Source organism: Pseudomonas batumici (assembly GCF_000820515.1).
Lineage (GTDB): Bacteria > Pseudomonadota > Gammaproteobacteria > Pseudomonadales > Pseudomonadaceae > Aquipseudomonas > Aquipseudomonas batumici.
Window position 1 is genome coordinate 28,761 of record NZ_JXDG01000064.1, and the last position, 19,601, is coordinate 48,361.

At 61.8% G+C, this 19,601-nt stretch carries 19 protein-coding genes; 11 read left to right on the plus strand and 8 right to left on the minus strand.

Features of this window, described 5'->3' with window-relative positions; translation table 11 throughout:
• Positions 1–77 precede the first annotated feature (77 nt).
• A complete protein-coding gene (gene rarD / locus UCMB321_RS24835; protein WP_040071316.1) occupies positions 78–965 on the plus strand; it encodes an EamA family transporter RarD in 888 nt (295 codons plus the stop codon).
• Positions 966–1,181: 216 nt separating this feature from the next.
• Here the strand turns inward: rarD and UCMB321_RS24840 are convergent, their stop codons facing one another.
• Positions 1,182–1,703 carry a glycine cleavage system transcriptional repressor gene (locus UCMB321_RS24840; protein WP_040071317.1) on the minus strand — a complete coding sequence of 174 codons (522 nt, stop codon included), beginning with the start codon at positions 1,701–1,703 and terminating at the stop codon, positions 1,182–1,184.
• 423 nt (positions 1,704–2,126) lie between these two features.
• Here UCMB321_RS24840 and UCMB321_RS24845 point away from each other — a divergent pair, with 423 nt between their 5' ends.
• Complete coding sequence (locus UCMB321_RS24845) at positions 2,127–4,304, plus strand: malate synthase G (RefSeq protein WP_040071318.1); 2,178 nt, start codon at positions 2,127–2,129, stop codon at positions 4,302–4,304.
• A gap of 221 nt (positions 4,305–4,525) precedes the next feature.
• On the opposite strand, the gene UCMB321_RS24850 is transcribed toward UCMB321_RS24845, so the two are convergent.
• A complete protein-coding gene (locus UCMB321_RS24850; protein WP_040071319.1) occupies positions 4,526–4,969 on the minus strand; it encodes a response regulator in 444 nt (147 codons plus the stop codon).
• Between the two features lie 312 nt (positions 4,970–5,281).
• On the opposite strand from UCMB321_RS24850, the gene UCMB321_RS24855 reads away from it, so the two are divergent.
• Positions 5,282–7,216 (plus strand): putative nucleotidyltransferase substrate binding domain-containing protein, encoded by a 1,935-nt coding sequence (locus UCMB321_RS24855; protein WP_209437207.1) that lies wholly within the window; start codon positions 5,282–5,284, stop codon positions 7,214–7,216.
• On the plus strand, positions 7,213–7,920 hold the full coding sequence (locus UCMB321_RS24860; RefSeq protein ID WP_040071321.1) for a 3'-5' exonuclease: 708 nt from the start codon (positions 7,213–7,215) through the stop codon (positions 7,918–7,920). The genes UCMB321_RS24855 and UCMB321_RS24860 overlap by 4 nt, the downstream gene beginning before the upstream one ends.
• 202 nt (positions 7,921–8,122) lie before the next feature.
• Here the strand turns inward: UCMB321_RS24860 and creD are convergent, their stop codons facing one another.
• From creD to creB, 3 genes are all read right to left on the minus strand, one after another.
• On the minus strand, positions 8,123–9,496 hold the full coding sequence (gene creD / locus UCMB321_RS24865) for a cell envelope integrity protein CreD (protein WP_040071322.1): 1,374 nt from the start codon (positions 9,494–9,496) through the stop codon (positions 8,123–8,125).
• A gap of 95 nt (positions 9,497–9,591) precedes the next feature.
• The gene (gene creC, locus UCMB321_RS24870) at positions 9,592–11,010 is read right to left on the minus strand and encodes a two-component system sensor histidine kinase CreC (RefSeq protein ID WP_040071323.1); all 1,419 of its coding nucleotides are present in this window, start codon (positions 11,008–11,010) and stop codon (positions 9,592–9,594) included.
• Positions 11,010–11,690 (minus strand): two-component system response regulator CreB, encoded by a 681-nt coding sequence (gene creB, locus UCMB321_RS24875; RefSeq protein ID WP_040071324.1) that lies wholly within the window; start codon positions 11,688–11,690, stop codon positions 11,010–11,012. Before creB ends, creC begins: the two co-directional genes overlap by 1 nt.
• A 178-nt stretch (positions 11,691–11,868) precedes the next feature.
• Here creB and UCMB321_RS30350 point away from each other — a divergent pair, with 178 nt between their 5' ends.
• Positions 11,869–12,993, plus strand: a complete 1,125-nt coding sequence (locus UCMB321_RS30350; RefSeq protein WP_084615156.1) for an RHS repeat-associated core domain-containing protein — start codon at positions 11,869–11,871, stop codon at positions 12,991–12,993.
• Positions 12,994–13,086: 93 nt separating this feature from the next.
• Here UCMB321_RS30350 and rloA2 read toward each other — a convergent pair whose 3' ends face one another.
• Complete coding sequence (rloA2, locus tag UCMB321_RS24885; protein WP_040071420.1) at positions 13,087–13,587, minus strand: retropepsin-like aspartic peptidase RloA2; 501 nt, start codon at positions 13,585–13,587, stop codon at positions 13,087–13,089.
• 313 nt (positions 13,588–13,900) lie between these two features.
• Here rloA2 and UCMB321_RS24890 point away from each other — a divergent pair, with 313 nt between their 5' ends.
• Positions 13,901–14,824, plus strand: a complete 924-nt coding sequence (locus tag UCMB321_RS24890) for an acyltransferase (RefSeq protein ID WP_052451355.1) — start codon at positions 13,901–13,903, stop codon at positions 14,822–14,824.
• Positions 14,825–14,883: 59 nt separating this feature from the next.
• Here the strand turns inward: UCMB321_RS24890 and UCMB321_RS24895 are convergent, their stop codons facing one another.
• Complete coding sequence (locus UCMB321_RS24895) at positions 14,884–15,423, minus strand: DUF2780 domain-containing protein (protein ID WP_040071326.1); 540 nt, start codon at positions 15,421–15,423, stop codon at positions 14,884–14,886.
• Positions 15,424–15,642: 219 nt separating this feature from the next.
• On the opposite strand from UCMB321_RS24895, the gene UCMB321_RS24900 reads away from it, so the two are divergent.
• From UCMB321_RS24900 to UCMB321_RS24910, 3 genes are all read left to right on the plus strand, one after another.
• Entirely contained in the window at positions 15,643–16,230 is a 588-nt protein-coding gene (locus UCMB321_RS24900; protein ID WP_040071327.1) for a fasciclin domain-containing protein, read from the plus strand.
• Between the two features lie 154 nt (positions 16,231–16,384).
• Positions 16,385–17,029: a sigma-70 family RNA polymerase sigma factor gene (locus UCMB321_RS24905; protein ID WP_040071328.1), complete on the plus strand. Its 645-nt coding sequence runs from the start codon at positions 16,385–16,387 to the stop codon at positions 17,027–17,029.
• The gene (locus UCMB321_RS24910) at positions 17,026–17,700 is read left to right on the plus strand and encodes an anti-sigma factor (protein ID WP_040071329.1); all 675 of its coding nucleotides are present in this window, start codon (positions 17,026–17,028) and stop codon (positions 17,698–17,700) included. The genes UCMB321_RS24905 and UCMB321_RS24910 overlap by 4 nt, the downstream gene beginning before the upstream one ends.
• A 53-nt stretch (positions 17,701–17,753) precedes the next feature.
• Here UCMB321_RS24910 and UCMB321_RS24915 read toward each other — a convergent pair whose 3' ends face one another.
• The gene (locus UCMB321_RS24915) at positions 17,754–17,948 is read right to left on the minus strand and encodes a hypothetical protein (RefSeq protein WP_052451356.1); all 195 of its coding nucleotides are present in this window, start codon (positions 17,946–17,948) and stop codon (positions 17,754–17,756) included.
• A 138-nt stretch (positions 17,949–18,086) separates the two neighbouring features.
• On the opposite strand from UCMB321_RS24915, the gene UCMB321_RS24920 reads away from it, so the two are divergent.
• Positions 18,087–19,115 carry an Abi family protein gene (locus tag UCMB321_RS24920; RefSeq protein WP_245220848.1) on the plus strand — a complete coding sequence of 343 codons (1,029 nt, stop codon included), beginning with the start codon at positions 18,087–18,089 and terminating at the stop codon, positions 19,113–19,115.
• A 138-nt stretch (positions 19,116–19,253) separates the two neighbouring features.
• Positions 19,254–19,514: a hypothetical protein gene (locus tag UCMB321_RS24925; RefSeq protein WP_040071331.1), complete on the plus strand. Its 261-nt coding sequence runs from the start codon at positions 19,254–19,256 to the stop codon at positions 19,512–19,514.
• The last annotated feature ends 87 nt before the right edge of the window (positions 19,515–19,601 follow it).

Below are 19,601 nucleotides of genomic sequence, written 5' to 3' on the forward strand. Positions count from 1 at the left end.
CGGTTGTGGCAGGATTTTCAGCCAAGACCGCCACACAAAAAACGACAATTAGTTAGCAGCCTAAGCAAGGACTCTGCATGCAAGCCGCCAACCCGCGTCGCGGGTACATCCTTGGCCTCACCGCCTACATCATCTGGGGCCTGTTCCCGCTCTACTTCAAAGCCATCGCCGCCGTGCCGGCCGTCGAGATCATCATCCACCGCGTGCTCTGGTCCGCGCTGTTCGGCACCCTGCTGCTGGTGGTGTGGAAGCACCCGGGCTGGTGGCGCGAACTACGGGACAACCCGCGCCGCCTGGCGATCCTGGCGCTGAGCGGGACGCTGATCGCCGCCAACTGGCTGACCTATGTCTGGTCGGTCAACAACGGACGCATGCTCGAGGCCAGCCTGGGCTACTACATCAACCCGTTGGTCAACGTACTGCTGGGCATGCTGCTGTTGGGCGAACGCCTGCGCCGCCTGCAATGGATCGCCGTGGGCCTGGCCACCGTGGGGGTGGCGCAACAGGTCTGGCAGGTCGGCAGCCTGCCCTGGGTGTCGCTGGTGCTGGCGCTGACCTTCGGCTTCTACGGGCTGATCCGCAAGCAGGCACCGGTCAAGGCCCTGCCGGGGCTGGTGGTGGAAACCTGGATGCTGGTGCCCATCGCCATTGGCTGGCTGTTGCTGCACCCGCTGGCCAGCAGCGCCCAGGCCGAATTCTGGAGCAGCTCGCAAGCCTGGTGGCTGATCGCCGCCGGTCCGGTCACGCTGGTCCCGCTGGTGAGCTTCAATGCGGCAGCGCGTCACCTGCCCTACACCACTCTGGGTTTCCTGCAATACCTGGCACCGACCCTGGTGCTGCTGCAAGCCGTGCTGCTGTTCGGCGAACATCTGTCCTCCAGCAACCTGGTGGCGTTCATGTTCATCTGGGCTGGCCTGGTGGTGTACAGCGCCGACATCTGGCTCAGCCTGCGCAAGCGCAGCTGATCAAAAAACGCACAGAAGTCTGTAAGCCTTGCTCCACGTGGGCTGCAGGCTTCTACCCCAAGGTTATCCACAAGCCGGTCCACGCCGTTTGTGCACAAGCCCTTGAAACTGCTCGTTTTTTGCTCATATCCTGGAAAGCCCCGGCCGGCCTGGCCGGGCGCCGTGTCTCCCCAGGTTATCCACAGGGCCGTCCCCGTTAAAACTGGATAACCCGCTTCATTCTTCCTCGCTGCGCAACATCAACTCCACCATCAGCTCATCGGCCAGGGTTTCCAGGCTCGACTGCAAGGTTTCCAGCGGCAGGTCAAACGGCACCGCCAGGATCGCCTCGGCATGGAACAGCGGGTCGCCGCTCATCGGTGCGGGACTCACATCGGTCACCAGTTGCTCCAGATTGATCCCCTGTTCAGTCAGCAGGCGGGTGATGTCCCGCACGATGCCCGGACGATCATTGCCCACCAGTTCCATCGCGATGGGCTTCCAGCGGCCTGGGGTTTCACCACCGCCGGGAATCACCTGGATCTGAATACCTTGGCTGGCGAGGGCTTGGAGTGCCTTGATCAACTCGTCATGAGCCTCGGCCGGCGCCTCGACCCGGACAATCCCGACAAATTGCCCGGCCAGGCCAGACATACGGCTTTCCAGCCAGTTGCCACCGTGCTTGGCGACACACAGGGCAATCTGTTCGACCTGGCCGGCCTTGTCGGGTGCGAATACAGTCAGTACGAGATGGTCCACGGGATAGCCCTCTTGTTGGTTGATCCAGTATAGGCACGGCCCTTGTCGGGCGCCGTGCGGTCGGTCGCGGGAAGACCGCAAAGGAAAATCGTGTACGATTTTTATATTTGTATGGAACAATCCATGCATTTCTTGAGAACATCAACGCCCGCGGCATGACCAGACAGAACCCACTGGTCGCGAAACGACGTATTTAGTCTGATTTTCACAACCGCAATGCATCATGTAGTATGCGCCAGCACGCACTACATAACGTTGCAACGATATCTGCCCGAGTGCCTGCCAAAGCACGCAAAGCCCCGCCCGCTCGCGTTGGCGGGGTTCGCCCAGCCGCCCGCAAGGGCATGTTCTGGTACTGTGTTGAGAGAAGCGCGCAAGGCTTTAAATAGAAGAGCTGAATAGCTGAGCAGAGTGAGGCAAGCAATGACTGAACACGTTCAAGTCGGTGGCCTTCAGGTCGCCAAAGTCCTGTTCGACTTCGTGAACAACGAAGCCATTCCCGGTACCGGTCTGACCGCCGACCAGTTCTGGGCCGGTGCCGACAAGGTCATCCACGACCTGGCGCCGAAGAACCGAGCCCTACTCGCCAAACGCGATGATTTCCAGGCCCGCATCGATGCCTGGCACCAGTCCCGGGCCGGCCAGCCCCATGACGCCGTGGCTTACAAAGCCTTCCTGCAAGACATCGGTTACCTGCTGCCAGAAGCAGCGGATTTCCAGGCCACTACCCAGAACGTCGACGACGAAATCGCCCGCATGGCCGGTCCACAGCTGGTGGTGCCGGTGATGAACGCGCGTTTCGCCCTCAACGCCTCGAACGCCCGCTGGGGTTCGCTGTATGACGCGCTCTATGGCACCGATGCCATCAGCGAAGCCGACGGCGCGGAAAAAGGCAAAGGCTACAACAAGGTCCGTGGCGACAAGGTCATCGCCTTCGCCCGCGCCTTCCTCGACGAAGCCGCGCCCCTGGCCGCCGGCTCCCACGTCGACTCCGTGGGCTACAAGATCGTCGACGGCAAGCTGGTGGTCGGCCTCAAGGGTGGCACCAACAGCGGTCTGCGCAATGATGCCCAGCTCATCGGCTTCCAGGGCGACGCGGCGGCCCCGAGCGCCATCCTGCTGAAGCACAACGGCCTGCACTTCGAAATCCAGATCGACGCCAGCAGCCCGATCGGCCAGACCGACGCCGCCGGCGTGAAGGACCTGCTGATGGAAGCGGCCCTGACCACCATCATGGACTGCGAAGACTCGGTCGCCGCCGTCGATGCCGATGACAAGGTGGTGATCTACCGCAACTGGCTCGGCCTGATGAAGGGCGACCTGGCGGAACAGGTCGCCAAGGGCGGCACCACCTTCACCCGCACCATGAACGCCGACCGCACCTACACCGCCGTCGATGGCGGTGAACTGAGCCTGCACGGTCGCTCGCTGCTGTTCGTGCGCAACGTCGGTCACCTGATGACCATCGACGCGATCCTCGACAGCCACGGCAACGAAGTCCCCGAAGGCATCCTCGACGGCCTGGTCACCAGCCTCGCGGCGATCCACAGCCTCAATGGCAATACCGTGCGCAAGAACAGCCGCACCGGCTCGGTCTACATCGTCAAGCCGAAGATGCACGGCCCGGAAGAAGCGGCGTTCACCAACGAGCTGTTCGGCCGCATCGAAGACGTCCTGAACCTGCCGCGCAACACCCTGAAAGTCGGGATCATGGACGAGGAGCGCCGCACTACCGTCAACCTGAAAGCCTGCATCAAGGCCGCCAGCGAGCGTGTGGTGTTCATCAACACCGGCTTCCTCGACCGTACCGGCGACGAGATCCACACCTCCATGGAAGCCGGCGCGATGGTGCGCAAGGCCGCCATGAAGGCCGAAAAATGGATCGGCGCCTACGAGAACTGGAACGTCGATATCGGTTTGAGCACCGGCCTGCAGGGTCGCGCGCAGATCGGCAAAGGCATGTGGGCCATGCCTGACCTGATGGCGGCGATGCTTGAACAGAAGATCGCCCACCCGCTGGCCGGGGCCAACACCGCCTGGGTGCCGTCGCCGACCGCCGCCGCGTTGCACGCGCTGCATTACCACAAGGTCGACGTGTTCGCCCGCCAGGCCGAGCTGGCCAAGCGCCCCCGCGCCTCGGTGGATGACATCCTGACCATTCCCCTGGCGAGCAACACCGACTGGTCGGCCGAGGACATCCGCAACGAACTGGACAACAACGCCCAGGGTATCCTCGGCTACGTGGTGCGCTGGATCGACCAGGGTGTCGGTTGCTCGAAGGTGCCGGACATCCATGATGTCGGCCTGATGGAAGACCGCGCCACCCTGCGGATCTCCAGCCAGCACATCGCCAACTGGCTGCGGCATGGCGTGGTCACCCAGGACCAGGTCATGGAAAGCCTCAAGCGCATGGCCCCGGTGGTCGACCGGCAGAATGCCGGTGATGCGCTGTACCGCCCGCTGGCCCCGGACTTCGACAGCAATATCGCCTTCCAGGCGGCGGTCGAACTGGTGATCGAGGGGACCAAGCAACCCAACGGCTACACCGAGCCGGTGCTGCACCGTCGTCGTCGCGAGTTCAAGGCCCGTAACGGCCTGTAATCCCGCGCTGATAGCGAAAAGAAAAAGCCCTGATCGGTAACGATCAGGGCTTTTTCATTACAAATGCCTCAATACGCCAGCCGACACACCGCCCCCCTTGTAGGAGCTGGCTTGTCGGGACGCCGCATCGCAGCGATGAGGCCGGTGAGTCTTGTATCGCCTAAACGGACGCCATCGCTGGCAAGCCAGCTCCCACAGGTGTGCGGCGCCGTCTCGACGACCTAAACCACCATCCCCAGCTCACGCTTGACCAGCTTCAGCAACTGCGCGGTATCGATGGGCTTGAGCAGAAAATCCACCACGCTCAAATGCATGGCATCAATGGCATCGCGCACATCGGCATTGCCGGAGACGATGATGATCGGCAGCGCCGCCCGCTCCGACTCGCGCACCTTGCGGATCAGGTCCAGGCCGTCATCGGCCATACGCAGATCGGTGATCAACAGACCGATGTTGCGATTGGACTCCAGCAACGCAAAGGCCGCCGCGCCACTGGCGGCGGTCAGGCAGTGGATATCGTGCAAGGCGAGGATTTCCGACAGCAGCTCCCGGGCGTCCTGGTCGTCATCGACGATCAAGACCCGCTGATGCGACAAGCGAGGTGCCTGCATCACCTGCAGTATGGCCTCGCGCTCGGCATCGCTCAAAATATCGTGGTCGGACATACGGCTCTCTGGTATCCCTTAGCAATTCAATTCCCTGGCACAGCGCTCAGACATCGCTAAACGGGTGCTCAATGTGCACTTCGTCGGAAAGTTTTCCAAGTCGATATTTGTTAAGAATCTACTTATTCAACTGTAGGCTATTTCGCAGACCGCAGGATCTGTACGAAAACTCGCCGTGCGGCGATCAGGTAAGGCTGTTTTCGTACAGATCCTAGACTTACGTCCAATGGGCACCCTGGGGAAGGGAGCCGACCATGCTCGCAACAGCGATTCATCGCGCCCCTGACAATGGACAAAAAAGCGATAGCGGTCATGAGCAAAGCGGATGCCTTCACCCAGGCCGGGAAGACCGCGGTGTTGCAGAATATCCACGGCACCTTGCAGTTCCTGCAGCGATTCCCGCCCTTCAACCAGATGGAGAACGCCCATCTGGCCTATCTGGTCGAGCAGTGCCAGCTGCGTTTCTACGGCACCGGCGAGAGCATCATCAAGCCCGCCGACGGTCCGGTGGAACACTTCTATATCGTCAAACAGGGACGAGTGGTCGGCGAACGCCCGCATACCGCCAAGGGCGGTACCGAAACCGTCTTCGAAATCACCACCGGCGAATGCTTCCCCCTCGCGGCGCTGTTGGGCGAGCGGGCCACCCGTACCGAACACCTGGCCGGCGAAGACACCTTCTGCCTGCTGCTGAACAAACCGGCGTTCATCAAGCTGTTCTCGTCCTCCGAGACCTTTCGCAACTTTGCCCTGCGTTGCGTCAGCAGCCTGCTGGACCAGGTCAACCAGCAGGTCCAGCGCAAAGCCGTGGAAACCCTCGGTACCCAGTATTCGCTCAACACTCGGCTGGGGGAGCTGGCGATGCGCCATCCCGTGACCTGCCGCCCGAGCACCCCACTGCGCGAAGCGGTGAGCCTGATGCACGAGCAACAGGTCGGTAGCATCGTAGTGGTCAATGAGGCCAAGGCCCCGCTCGGCATCTTCACCCTGCGTGATCTGCGCCAGGTGGTGGCCGACGGCGTCCATGACTTCGACCAGCCCATCGACCGACACATGATCCAGGCGCCCTTCGCCCTGACCCCGGACCACAGCGCCTTCGACGCCGCGCTCGCCATGACCGAACGGCACATTGCCCACGTCTGCCTGGTCAAGGAGCAGCGCCTGTGCGGCGTGGTGTCCGAACGCGACCTGTTCTCCCTGCAACGGGTCGATCTGGTGCATCTGGCGCGGACCATCCGCAGCGCGGCGCGCCTGGACAACCTGGTCAGCATTCGCGGCGAGATCGGCCAGTTGGTCGAGCGCATGCTGGCCCATGGTGCGTCGTCGACCCAGATCACCCAGATCATCACCCTGCTCAACGACCACACCGTCTGCCGGGTGATCGAACTGACCCTGGCCGACAAGGGCGACCCGGGCGTGCCGTTCAGCTGGCTGTGCTTCGGCAGCGAAGGCCGCCGCGAACAGACGCTGTACACCGACCAGGACAACGGCATCCTCTTCGAGGCGCGCGACGCGGCCCAGGCCGCCGAGATCCGCGGCAAGTTGCTGCCCCTGGCGCAGCAGATCAACCAGAGCCTGGCACTGTGCGGCTTCAGCCTGTGCAAGGGCAACATCATGGCCGGCAACCCCGAGTTGTGCCTGTCCCGTGCCGAATGGGCCCGGCGCTTTGCCGCTTTCATTCGTGAGGCCACGCCGGAAAACCTGCTGGCGTCGAGCATCTATTTCGACCTGCGGGTGGTCTGGGGCGACGAACAAGGCTGCCGACAACTGCGCCAGGGCATCCTCGCCCAGGTCGCCGACAACCGGCTGTTCCAGCGCATGATGGCCGATAACGCCTTGCGCCAGCGCCCGCCGGTAGGGCGTTTGCGCGAGTTCGTGCTGACCCGCAACGGCAACGACAAGGCCACCCTGGACCTGAAAGTCCAGGGACTGACCCCCTTCGTCGACGGCGCCCGCCTGCTGGCACTGGCCAACGGCATCGACGCCGGCAACACCGTCGAACGCCTGCGCCAACTGGTGGCCAAAGACGTGATCGAACGCCTCGACGGCGCGGCTTATGAAGAGGCCTATCACTTCATCCAGCAGACCCGCCTGCAACAACATCAGTTGCAAACCCGGCACAACCTGCCGTATTCCAACCGGGTCGATCCGGACAGCCTCAACCAGCTCGACCGGCGCATCCTGCGTGAAGCCCTGCGCCAGGCGCAGCGCCTGCAAAGCAGCCTAACCTTGCGGTATCAGCTATGAAGCTGTTTTCCTGGCTCAGCGCCCGCGTGCCCACCCTGGATGCCACCACCCTGGCGCGGGTTGGGCAACTGCCGGCCGCCAAGCCCCTGGATGGGTGTTCGCTGCGGGAACAGCGCTGGATTGTTGTCGACCTGGAAACCAGCGGCCTGAACCTGCATCGCGACCAGGTGCTGTCCATCGGCGCGGTGGTCATCGAAGACGGCGCCATCGACCTGGGGCAGTGCTTTGAACGGACCTTGCTGCGCCCCGGGCAGAGCATCAACCCCAGCGTGCTGATCCACGGCCTGGGGCCCAGTGCCCTGGCGGCCGGCAGCGATCCGGCGCAGGCATTGCTGGACTTCATGGAGTTCGTCGGCGACAGCCCGCTGCTGGCGTTCCACGCGCCCTTCGACCAGCACATGCTCGCGCGCGCGCTGAAAGACAGCCTCGGTTACCGCCTGCAGCATCCGTTTTTCGATGTGGCCGATATGGCGCCCTTGCTATGTCCACACGCGACCTTGCGCGAAGCCGGGCTCGACGACTGGATCGGCTATTTCAAACTGCACGTGGAAGAGCGCCACAACGCCAGCGCCGATGCCCTGGCCACCGCCGAACTGGCGCTGATCCTGTTCAGTCGGGCGCGGCAACAGCAGATCCACAGCCCGTTGAATCTGCAACAACGCCTGGACCAATGGAAACGTCGCCGGCAGTCACCGTCTTTTTAAGCCACACCTCATCCCCCTGTAGGAGCCAGCTTGCTGGCGATGAAGGTCAACAATAACGCGGGGGGACTGGAAACACCCCGGCGCCCTTGAGTTCATCGCCGGCAAGCCGGCTCCTACAGGGATCGTGTCTGTTCTCATGGCATCATCGAGCAACCGCACCAACTCCGCCCCCCACTGCTGATCCTCGCGCAACCCCAGCGACCTACTCATGGACAGCCCCGCCATCAACGTTCAGCGCCTCGACGGGCTTGCCCTGGCCGATCCCGTACCAATCGAGTTTGCGGGTCAGCACCATGAACACCCCGAGCAGGCTGAACAGCAGCAGCGAGCCCATCAACAACGCATAGTCCTCGGCGCTCAACAGCCCATACAGCAAGCCATACAAAGCCGCGAAGCCGATGCCGAAGCCCAGGCCATGGGTCAGGCTGCGCAACACATGACAGACATAGAAGCCGAGCAACGCGACACAAGCCCCGGCCGACAGCAGGTACGCCAGGCCAAACCCAAGATGCTCCGACAGCGACAGCAACAGCAGGTAGAAGACGGCCAGCGCCACCCCGACCAGGGCGTACTGGACCGGGTGCACCGCCAGGCGCTTGAGCACTTCGAACAGAAAGAAGCCGGCAAAGGTCAAGGCGATGAACAGCAGCGCATATTTGATTGCCCGGTCGGACTTGAGGTACTGATCCACCGGCTCGATAAAGCTCACACCGAAGCTACGGGACTTGAAGCCGTCACAGTGGGTGGTCGCCAGGCAGTTGTTGAGCGCTTCACTCAGATTGGTGGAGAAGAACGACGTCTGCCAGTGGGCATTGAAGCCTTGATCGGTGACCTCGCGCCTGACCGGCAGGTAGTTGCCGATAAAACTGGGGTTCGGCCAATCAGCGGCCAGATGGATGTTGCTGGTCTTGCCCACCGGCAACACCTGCAACTGGCCGGTGCCTTGCAGCGCCAGGTCGAAGTCGAACTCGATGTGCTGCTCTTCCCGGCCATCGACGCGCGGCAGGTTCACATGCACACCGTCGCCCAGCCAACTCACCTGGGTTCCGGGCCGGAACTCCAGGTTCTGGCTGCCCACGTGCAAGGTCAGGGCGTTTTCGATGCCGCGGATATCGCTGATGCCCAGCGCCAGGTACGGTTCATCGAAGCGATAATCGGCAAAGTCCTCGGTGATGCCCAATTGCAGCGGCAGCGCGAAGCTACCGCTGATCTGGTTATTGGCGTGGAACAGTCGCGCTTCATAGATGCCCCGCGCGCGCAGCTCGGTCTGGACCTTGCCGTCGAGCTCGAAGCGTTCCGGCAAGAAGTACAGGCGCCCACTGACTTCGCTGGTTTGCTGGTAACGCTCACCCTTGGCATCGGTCTTCCATTCGCGCACGGTCTGGCGATACGGCACCACCAGCAGCGGGCCGTTCAATTGCTGGCTGTAGCTGGAACTGCGGGCGATATCTTCCAGAACGCCGTCGCGCAGGCGCTGGCGCTCGCTGATGACCCCATCGATCATCATCAAAGGCACCAGCAACAACAGCATCAGTAGGGCTATCGCCCCGAGTTTTATAGCCAGACTGCGGTTCATGGGGTCTCTCCCTGTTGGTATGGGGGAGAGTCTGCGCAGCCTGTGTGGAGGCTTGATGGGGCGAATATGGAGACTGTGTGGAGATGCTGCGCGGGTCAGGGAAACCTCAGGCTGACCTCGACACCGCCGGGCACATTGCCGATCCGCAGTTCGCCGCCGTGCAGTTTCATCACTTCCTCGACGAAATTCAGCCCCAGCCCGGTGCTCTTGCGACCGCTGCCCGGGCGCGGCAGGGAGTAGAAGCGCTCGCTCAACCTCGGCAGGGCATATTCGGGGATCGCCTCGGCCTGGTTGAACAGCGAGAAGCACAGCTGCCGGCCCTGGCGCTCGGCCTTGAAGCGCACAACCCCCTCGGTCGGCGTGAAATCCAGCGCATTGTCCAGCAGGTTGCCGATGGCCTGGCGCAGTAGGAAGGGTTCGCCGAAGACCTTCAGGTCTGGCGCAATCGATTGTTCCACCTGCAAACGCCCGCGCTCGATCCGCGCAGCCTGGGCCTGCAACACCTCATCCACCAGGCTCGCCAAGGGCACCTCGACCTGTTCCTCCAGCGCCTGACGCTGCTCCACCAGCGCCAGGTTCAGCAGCCGCTCGATCAACTGCTGCATCCGCGCGCTTTCGCTGTCGATATTGCCGACGAAGCGTTCGCGCTGAGCCTGCGGCATCTCGCCCTGCAACAACTCCGCCGCCCCGCGAATCGCCGCCAGCGGGCTTTTCAGCTCGTGGGTCAGGGTGTGCACGTAGCGCTCGACATAGGCCTTGCCCTCCAGTTGCGTGCGCATGTGTTCCACGGCATTGGCCAACTGCGCCATCTCGCCGCCGCGATAGTGCGGTAACTCGGCCCGGCGCCCCTCGCTGACCGCCTGGGCGTAGGCGGTCAGGCGCCGCAACGCCGCGCTCAGCCACCAGGACAGCAGCGCACCGAACAACAGGCCCAGGCCGATCAGCCCGGCGCCGTACCAGAGCAGGCGGTGCTCGGTGCGATCCACGTAGGGCTGCAACGAACTGTTGGGCTTGGCCACCGTAACCACGCCGATGATCTGGCCGTTGTCGGTGATCGGCGCGCCGACATGCATCACCGAGGAATTCGGGTCGCCGTCCACCGTGCGGGTCGAGCGGGCACCGTACTCGCCGCGCAGGGTCAGGTAGACATCGTTCCAGTTCGAATAGTCCTGCCCCACCGCCTGCTCGGCGGAATCGAGCAATACGATACCGTGGGCGTCGGTCACGTAGATCCGGTGATTGACCTGATTCTTCTCCAGCCCCCAGATGGTCGCCGCCGGCTTGCGCTGGCCGTAGGCCTTGAGCACTTGCGGCAGGCGGCTCTGGCTGAGGGTGCCGTTCTTGACGTCATCGTGGAGGATTTCCGCCAGCAGGTTGGCCGTGTCCACCAGGGTTTCCTCCGTGGACTGGCGCACGCCGGGGCGGATTTCCTTCATCACCGTGTTCAGCACGAAGTAACCGGTCAGGCCGATGAAGAGCAGGTACACCAGGAAAATCCGGATCGACAAGGGCATCAGCTGTTCCCCGAACTGTAGCTGTAGCCCAGCCCGCGATGGGTCTGGATCGGTTCGGCATCGGCCGCCACCGCCCGCAGCTTGGCTCGCAGGCTCTTGATATGGCTGTCGATATTGCGCTCGTAGCCGGCATCCGCCGCCACGCCCAGCGCATCGAGCAACTGCTCGCGGCTGAACACCCGCTCGGGTTGTTCCAGCAGGCAGGCGAGCAGGCGGAATTCGTGACGGGTCAGGCTCAAGGGGTGGTTGCGATAGCTGATCTGCACCCGCTCGTGATCGACCAGGAAGCGTTCGCTGGAAACCGGCGACGGTGCCGGGGCCACCACGCGCTTGAGGATCGCCCGCACCCGTGCCGCGACTTCCCGCGGACTGAAGGGCTTGACCACGTAATCGTCGGCGCCGATCTCCAGGCCCACCACACGGTCGATCTCACCATCGCGGGCGCTGAGAAACATCACCGGCACTTCGGTAAAGCGCCGCAGTTGCTTGCACACCTCGAAACCGCTGATGTCCGGCAGGCCGATATCGAGAATCAGCAGGTCGGCGGGTGTCGCACGTTGATGTTCCACCGCCGCGCCGCCCAGGTTCAGCCAGGTGGTGGTGAACCCCTCCCCCTGCAAGGCGTAGATAAGGGTATCGGCAATCGCCGCTTCGTCTTCGACAATCAGGATATGGGGCATGGCGTCCGAGCACTTGGCGTTAATGGCGCAACGGTGCCGGACGCGTGCGGCTCCGTCAATCAGCAGCGAGCCTTGTACGCTGCTCGCTCGGTTACCTGATAGTTCTGCTAGTAGGCAAGAGCCTGGAAACAGCCAACACTTGGTGTACGTGTCCTCGACCTCGCCCGGAGTCAGACCGATGCCAATCACCCCTCGCGAAACCATCCTGTGCCGCTACCGCTACGACCCGCTGGATCGTTTGGTCGACTGCGCACCGTTGAGCCAAGCGAATCTCCAGCGCTTCTACTGCAAGAGTCGCCTGGCCAACGAAATTCAGGGCGCGAATCGCTCTACTGTATTTCAGTACGACGACCATCTGCTGGCGCAACACCAGCAGGACGCAAGCGCAAGGGAAAGCCGTTTGTTGGCCACCGACGCCCAGCGTTCAGTCCTGCATTGCCTCAGCCCCCAACAACAGCAGCCCAGCGCCTATAGCCCTTATGGGCAACGTACAGCCAGGAATGGTTTGCTCAGTTTGCTGGGATTCAACGGCGAAAGGCCTGACCCGCTGACCGGACATTATTTGCTGGGCAATGGCTACCGCGCCTTCAATCCGGTACTGATGCGCTTCAACAGCCCGGACAGTCTGAGTCCATTTGCGGAAGGCGGATTTAATAGTTATGCATATTGCCTGGGAGACCCGGTAAATCAGATAGATCCGAATGGGCACAGCCCCTTAAAACGATTAGCCAAAATGATCGAAGGCCTATCAAAACCACCACGCCCACCACGTCCGATTGCGTCTAGCTCTGGAACAGTCGCCCAAACAGCTGCAAGCGCCGCTCCAAGAGGCAGAGGGAGCCGGCTTCTGTCCCCAGAAGAAAGGCGTATTCGACGTAATAACAATTCGGCCAGGCATCGCACCAAACTAAAAAATCTGGCAGAAACCATCGAGCGAAACGAAGCAATTCGCCCACCTTCAACCCTTTACTATGGAGCAGAAAAGATCACCGATCCAGCAACCCTCGAAAGCGCCTACTTACAAGCGAAAGAAGCAGGAGTGTACAATTTTTCCGGAGCATATCCAGACCTAAGCATCAAGCACATGATCAAGATCAATGATGTGTATGTGCTCGATGTCACACATTTCAATCTCGCGATAGATTATCTAAAATCCAATTCAAATTCATTGAACATAGGTAATTATGGTAACGCTCATCGCGCAATTATAAAACGCGCCGAATACATCAGAGAATTCGCTAAGGTAGACCTGTTCACACTCCACCCCCCCAGTCCCCGTAGCACTTCGCCCGCAGGCCGATAAGAACTTGGGCTGATGTTAAAAAACCTCCCTGTAAAGCATCCACTGCTTTTCAGGGAAGCTCCGTCGACCGTCTCACGTTTTAACACGCGCCACTCAACAATCCGGCTTGTCCGCCGTATAACGCCGGGCTGGATTCACCGCCGCGCCGAACTCACGCAGGGCCTTGGCACCGATCAGCAACGGAAAGTTGAAGCTGCTACGGTTGGTCAGGTTGACCTCCACCGTGCGTTTGACATTGCCCAGGCACATCTCCAGTTCCACCACCGGGCGCTTGCTCGGATCGGCGGCTTCGCCGTCCTCGTCTTCCTCGGAACGGGTCTTGATCCTGCTGATCCGTGAAACCTTGTGCTCATAGACCTTGTTGCCGGCATCCGCCGTGCCCAGGCGGAAGCGCACCCAGTCCTCGCCATCGCGCTTGAACAACTCGATGTCCTTGGCCGACAACGAGGCGGTCAGCGCACCGGTGTCCATCTTGGCCTTGAAGGTCTGGCCGATTTCCGGCAACCGGATGTATTCGTAGCGCCCGTAGAGGGTCGGTTCGGCCGCCATGACCGGCAGGGCCAGGAAAGACAGCAGGGCAATAATGGATTTCACTTCGGCTGTACCTTTGAGTGGACGCACAAGGAGCGCCATTTTAGACCGCTGTTTCAGCGTTGGTTCATGAACAAATCTGACAGACCTACTTCTCCCCCGGTAGGAGCTGGCTTGTCGGGACGCCGCATCGCAGCGATGAGGCCCGTGAGTCTTGAATCGACTATACGGCCGCCATCGCCAGCAAGCCGGCTCCTACAGGGAGCCGTGTTCGCTCCGGACTGATCAGCACCCGCCTAGCGTCGCCCAGGCGATTTGGCGTCTGCCCGCGTCGCCTTTATCATGGCGCGCCCTCACGCTTTCAAAGAGTCCCTGTATGCACCGCCTGCTCACCGGCAGTTTCGTCACGCTGCTGCTTTTGCTCAACACGCTGGTGCTGTTCGGCCCGCTGATGCTCTTCGCCCTGCTCAAGCTGCTCCTGCCCGGTCGTCTGCGCGACTACGCCAGCGCGGCGGTGATGTGGATCGCCGAAACCTGGGCCGAGATCGACAAGCTGATCTTCGCCCTGTGCATCCCCACCCGCTGGGATATTCGCGGCGCCGAAGGCCTGCGCGGCGACACGTCGTACCTGGTGGTCTGCAACCATCAATCCTGGGTCGATATCCCGGCGCTGATCCAGACGCTCAACCGGCGCACGCCATTCTTCAAGTTCTTCCTCAAGAAGGAACTGATCTGGGTGCCCTTCCTCGGCCTGGCCTGGTGGGCGCTGGACTACCCATTCATGAAGCGCTACTCCAAGGCCTTCCTCGACAAGCATCCCGAACTCAAGGGCCATGACCTGGAAATCACCCAGGCCGCCTGCGAGCTGTTCAAGCGCCAGCCGGTGACCGTGGTCAACTACCTGGAAGGCACCCGCTTCAGCCCGGCCAAGCGCCGGGAGCAGGCCTCGCCCTTCACCCACCTGCTCAAACCCAAGGCCGGCGGCGTGGCCTTCGTGCTGGCGGCCATGGGCGAACAGCTGGATGCGATCCTCGACGTCACCGTGGTCTATCCACAGGAGCGGATCCCGGGCTTCTGGGATTTGATCAGCGGCAACCTGCCCAAGGTCATCATCGACTTCCAGACCCGCGAATTGACCGCGGACCTGTGGCAGGGCGACTACGAGAACGACCCGCTGTTCCGCCAGCGCATCCAGGACTGGGTCAACCGGATCTGGAGCGAAAAGGACCAGCGCATCGCTGCCTTGCTTCGCGAAAGCGACCCGGCACCGTCGACCGACAACCTTCGGCAATCCTCATAAAAAAACGCATCGAGCGGCCTGAACCGCTCGATGCGTTTTTATTCGAGCCCGATGGCTTCTCAGCCACCGGCGCCCCAGATACCGCCCAGGCTGTTGAGCAGCGGACCACCGACACCCTGCTGCCCCAGGTATTGCAGGATCAGCGGGGCAAACTGGCCGACCATGCCGCTGTCCATGCCCAGGGCGCCGAAGGCCTTGTTCAGGTCATCGATGTTCTGCACATTGCCCAGCGCGCTGCCCACCACCGACGAGTTATCCGACTGGCCGAGCAAACCGCCCAGGCCGGCCAGGGCACCGACACCCGACAGCTGGTCGAGCCCTGGTACGCTCTGGCTCAACTGCGAATAGTCGTTGTTGCTGAGCTGGTTCTTCGCCAGGCCCAGCATCGCACCGGCGCCACCCACGGCCTGTTCCGGGGTGACATCCAGCGAGCCCAGGGCGCTGAGCAGACCGCCCGCCGGGGCCATCGCATTGTCACTTTGGCCGCCCTGCATGGCCGAGACCGCATTCGCCGCGTCGTTCAGACTGAACGCCGCGAACACCGGCGTAGCGGCGAAGGTCAGGAGCGAAGCCAGTACCACACCGCGTGAAATCTTCATTGCCACCCCTCTAGAGTCATCAAAAACACCCGCCAGCAGGCACAGGCGCCGAACACTTGCCATTGGAGTCAAAAAAGCCGGACTTGTTCCCGCCCGCTAATCCTCTCACCGGACCTGTAAAAAGAATGTGCGGCCTGTGCATCCGATCCTCGCCCCCTTGCGTATATCAAGCACGGCCAGACTCCCTGGCCGACTTCACAGCGACAAGGATTCCTCATCATGAAACGCACTTCGATCAAAGCCCCCCTGATTGCCAGCCTGCTGACCCTTGCCTTGTTCGGCGGCCTGGCCGAGGCGGCGAGCATGAGCATGGACCACGACAGCGTGACGGTCGGCGGGCAAAGCATGCTGCCGAGCAAGGACATCATCGACAACGCGGTCAACTCCGCCGACCACACCACCCTGGTCACCGCCGTGAAGGCCGCCGGGCTGGTCAGCACCCTCAAGGGCCAGGGCCCGTTCACCGTCTTCGCCCCCGTCAACGCCGCCTTCGCCGCCCTGCCCGCCGGCACCGTCGACAACCTGCTCAAGCCGGAAAACAAAGGCACCCTGAGTCATATCCTCACCTACCACGTGGTGGCCGGGAAACTGGACATGGCCGAGCTGGCCAAGCGCATCAAGGCCGGCGGCGGCAAGACCGAACTGACCACCGTGGCCGGTGGCAAGCTGTGGGCGATGATGAACGGCCCGCACAACATCGTGATCAAGGATGAGAAAGGCACCACCGCCGACATCACCACCTACGACGTCATGCAGTCCAACGGCGTGATCCAGGTGATCGACAAGGTGCTGCTGCCCAAAGGCTGAACCCGGCCCCGCCGCCGCTCCCGCTCTACTGTAGGAGCCGGCTTGCCGGCGATGAACTCAAGGGCGCCGGGTGTTTCAGGCGCCCCGCGTTATCGTTGACCGCCATCGCCAGCAAGCTGGCTCCCACAATGGTCGTGCCGCCCGTGAGGCCCTCATGAATGGAACAACCGCCTGCCGTGAACTACCCTCAGCCGGCAACGAGCGCAAAGCGCGGCCCATTCATCGTCTTTTGATTGACTGGAGAGCAGCCATTTCCACCGCCGACGCCGAACAACTCAGGCAGCTGTTGGCCCAGTGTTCGCTGGGCAACCGCCGTGCATTCGAGACGCTGTATCGCAGCGTCGCCCCACGCCTGCACGGCGTGGCCCTGCGGTGCCTGGGCCGTGCGGACCTGGCCGAGGAAGTCCTCCAGGAAAGCTTCGTGCGTATCTGGAACAACGCCTCGCGCTACGAGGCCCACCTTTCGGCGCCGATGACCTGGATGGTCAACATCACCCGCAACCGGGCCATCGACCAGTTGCGCAGGCTCCGCGAAGTGCCCCTGGACGATCGGCAGGCGGAGCGCCTGGCCGACGATAGCCCATCGGCACAAGAACTGCTCGACAGCGCCCGCCAGTCCAGTGCCCTGAACCGTTGCCTGGAAACCCTGGAGGGCCCGCAACGCCAGTCGATCACCCTGGCCTACTTCCATGGCCTGTCCTACGCGGAACTGGCCGAACGACTGCCCGCGCCGCTGGGCTCGGTCAAATCCTGGATACGCCGTGGCATGGAACGCCTGCGCAGGTGCCTTGAATCATGAACTACCAGAACCCCCGCCTGCGCCGCGCCCTGGCTGCCGACTACGCCATCGGCCTGATGTCCAAGGCCGCGCGTCGGCGCTTCGAAGAGCTGATGCGTGATGACGCCAAGCTGCGCGCCCAGGTCGCCGAATGGCAGGAAAACCTGATGGCCCTGACCGAATCCGTGCCCGACCAGCCGGTACCGGATCGTGTGTGGCAAGGCATTGTGGCGCGGATCGATCCGCAACGGCTGCACCTGCCCGAGCGGCGGCCGTTCTGGAGCAAGCTGCGGGTCCTGGCGGTGGCCTGTTCGCTGGTGCTGATCGTGGCCCTGGGCGTGCTCTACAACCACGACCCGGTGAGCGCCAGCGCGACCCTGCTCAGCGGCACGCAAACCCCGGCATTACGGATCAAGGCCCATGCCGAGTACCTGCAAGTGGAGCCGCTGACCCTGGCGGCGGTGCAAGCCGACCGCAGCCTGGAACTGTGGGTGATTCCAGTGGACGGCAAGCCGGTGTCCCTGGGGCTGGTGCCGAAGGAAGGCAAGGGGCGAGTCGAGTTGAGCGAAGCGCATAAGGCCTTGCTCGGCACCTCGGTGGTGCTGGCGGTCAGCCTTGAGCCGGCGGGCGGCTCACCAACCGGGCAACCGACCGGACCGGTGTTGTACCAGGGGCCGCTGGCGGCGCTTTGAGCTCCAAGGCTCGCGGCTCGGATCACCCGATAGCCGATTGGGAAAGGGTCACCTCAGAAAGAAGAACCCGCTTTAGGTCGCCTGCTCAGCTTGCCCTTGGCTGCCAGCAACAATCGCAAGCCTTGTGCGACTTCAGGTGCCTGTAAGACCTCCAAGCGAGCATTCAAGCGCGACACAGCGCTCAACCAGTCTTGGACGCAGCAGGTCTGCGCTTCGGCCATCATCTTTTGGTGAGTCTTGGCGTTCATCATTCCACTCCATCCCGGCCTTGTCAGATCATCGCGCTCATCTTAGGTGTGGGAAGCAACACAAACCACTTCGTATCGGCGTAAAGCAACATCTGGAAAGGTATTTAACCTTACCGTTTAGGGGACTCGGACTTGCCCATGGCGGGCTGCTACGCCTATAGTTCGCCCAACAAAACCCGCCAAGGCTCTGCGCGCAAGCGCTTCCTCAAACCGGCGGGTTACTTTTTTGCGGGAGGCCGCTACAAAATGAAGCGGCCTTTCAGTAAACGTCCTACCTCCTTCCCTGAGCAGGTTAAGTTGCTGCAGCAACGCGGCATGACCGTCGGCGATCCGGTGCAAGCCGAGTTCTATCTCCAGCAGCTCAACTACTACCGCCTTGGTGCCTATTGGCTGCCATTCGAAGATGACCATGCCAAACATCGTTTTCGTGCAGGGACTAGCTTCGAAGGCGTACTGAATCTCTATGTTTTTGACCGGGAACTACGCCTACTGCTGCTGGACGCTATCGAACGTATTGAAGTATCCGTGCGCACGCAATGGGCCTACCAATTAGCTCATTCTCACGGGACGCATGCACACCTCGATCCGTCTCTAGCCTTCAGGGCTGATCGCTGGCAAAACAATCTGGACAAATTGAGCGACGAGGTACGTCGCTCGGATGAAGTTTTTATACGCCACCTCCTGGACACTTACAGCGAGCGCCTGCCTGCGGTCTGGGCCGTCTGTGAAGTCATGTCGCTCGGTTTACTCTCACGCTGGTACAACAATCTTGGACCGATGCGTACGAGACGGGCCATTGCCGCAAGCTATGGGCTGGATGAAAAAGTCCTGGAGTCCTGGCTCCGCCATCTGTCGCTAGTTCGTAACACCTGCGCTCACCATAGCCGCTTGTGGAATCGCGACTTCACCATTACACCCGCAGTTCCACGTAGCAAACCTTCAGGTCTACCTCAACAATTCAGTAAACATTCGCGCAAGGTCTATAACACACTGGTTATTCTGCTCTACCTAATGGATAGCATTGCCCCACAGCATCACTGGCGCCAGCGCTTGAAGGACCTTATCTACAACCATGGCATCCAAGTTGCCGCCATGGGCTTTCCGGCCAACTGGCAACAACTTCCTATCTGGAAACTTCAGATCACCCTCCCTACGACAGGAGAATGATCAGTAACAATTCCCCACCTTGCTTCCTCGGAAGCCTGCGGCTTATAGTCCGCCGGTCGCCCTTATTGGCGATACGGGTTTGGCGACTCGTTAAACTCCCATGCGTAAGCCCTATCCTGAACTCCCGAGGCTTTACCCATGACGAAATACATCCCCCTCACCGCCATCGACTGCCTGATCCCCAGCCTGCTGATCGACGCCGAAAGCCCGACCGATGTGCTTCACGCCAACGCCGCCGCCCGCTTCCTCGCGGCGACGCAAATGCTCGAAGCCCTGTCTCACATCGAATTGCACAACGCCAATGACATCGACTTCCAACATATCCTCCAGGTCCCCGCGATGGTCATGCGCGATGGCTGCGACCTGATGGACGTGCTGGGCTGGCGACTGCGAGCCTGATCGCTGTTCGCGCCCCTGGTAACTTAACGGGGGCGCGAGTAAGAACCTGATAGTTCTGTCAGTAGGCAAATCCTGAGCCTGCGCAGA

Bases quoted from the DNA above. Each gene is read 5' to 3' on its own strand.
- UCMB321_RS30350 (WP_084615156.1), top strand. From the start codon at position 11,869: ATGCCAATCACCCCTCGCGAAACCATCCTGTGCCGCTACCGCTACGAC.
- creD (WP_040071322.1), bottom strand. From the start codon at position 9,496: ATGAACCGCAGTCTGGCTATAAAACTCGGGGCGATAGCCCTACTGATG.
- UCMB321_RS24895 (WP_040071326.1), bottom strand. From the start codon at position 15,423: ATGAAGATTTCACGCGGTGTGGTACTGGCTTCGCTCCTGACCTTCGCC.
- UCMB321_RS24900 (WP_040071327.1), top strand. From the start codon at position 15,643: ATGAAACGCACTTCGATCAAAGCCCCCCTGATTGCCAGCCTGCTGACC.
- creC (WP_040071323.1), bottom strand. From the start codon at position 11,010: ATGCCCTTGTCGATCCGGATTTTCCTGGTGTACCTGCTCTTCATCGGC.
- UCMB321_RS24925 (WP_040071331.1), top strand. From the start codon at position 19,254: ATGACGAAATACATCCCCCTCACCGCCATCGACTGCCTGATCCCCAGC.
- UCMB321_RS24860 (WP_040071321.1), top strand. From the start codon at position 7,213: ATGAAGCTGTTTTCCTGGCTCAGCGCCCGCGTGCCCACCCTGGATGCC.
- UCMB321_RS24915 (WP_052451356.1), bottom strand. From the start codon at position 17,948: ATGAACGCCAAGACTCACCAAAAGATGATGGCCGAAGCGCAGACCTGC.
- rarD (WP_040071316.1), top strand. From the start codon at position 78: ATGCAAGCCGCCAACCCGCGTCGCGGGTACATCCTTGGCCTCACCGCC.
- creB (WP_040071324.1), bottom strand. From the start codon at position 11,690: ATGCCCCATATCCTGATTGTCGAAGACGAAGCGGCGATTGCCGATACC.
- UCMB321_RS24890 (WP_052451355.1), top strand. From the start codon at position 13,901: ATGCACCGCCTGCTCACCGGCAGTTTCGTCACGCTGCTGCTTTTGCTC.
- UCMB321_RS24920 (WP_245220848.1), top strand. From the start codon at position 18,087: ATGGCGGGCTGCTACGCCTATAGTTCGCCCAACAAAACCCGCCAAGGC.
- UCMB321_RS24905 (WP_040071328.1), top strand. From the start codon at position 16,385: ATGAATGGAACAACCGCCTGCCGTGAACTACCCTCAGCCGGCAACGAG.
- UCMB321_RS24910 (WP_040071329.1), top strand. From the start codon at position 17,026: ATGAACTACCAGAACCCCCGCCTGCGCCGCGCCCTGGCTGCCGACTAC.
- UCMB321_RS24845 (WP_040071318.1), top strand. From the start codon at position 2,127: ATGACTGAACACGTTCAAGTCGGTGGCCTTCAGGTCGCCAAAGTCCTG.
- UCMB321_RS24850 (WP_040071319.1), bottom strand. From the start codon at position 4,969: ATGTCCGACCACGATATTTTGAGCGATGCCGAGCGCGAGGCCATACTG.
- UCMB321_RS24855 (WP_209437207.1), top strand. From the start codon at position 5,282: ATGAGCAAAGCGGATGCCTTCACCCAGGCCGGGAAGACCGCGGTGTTG.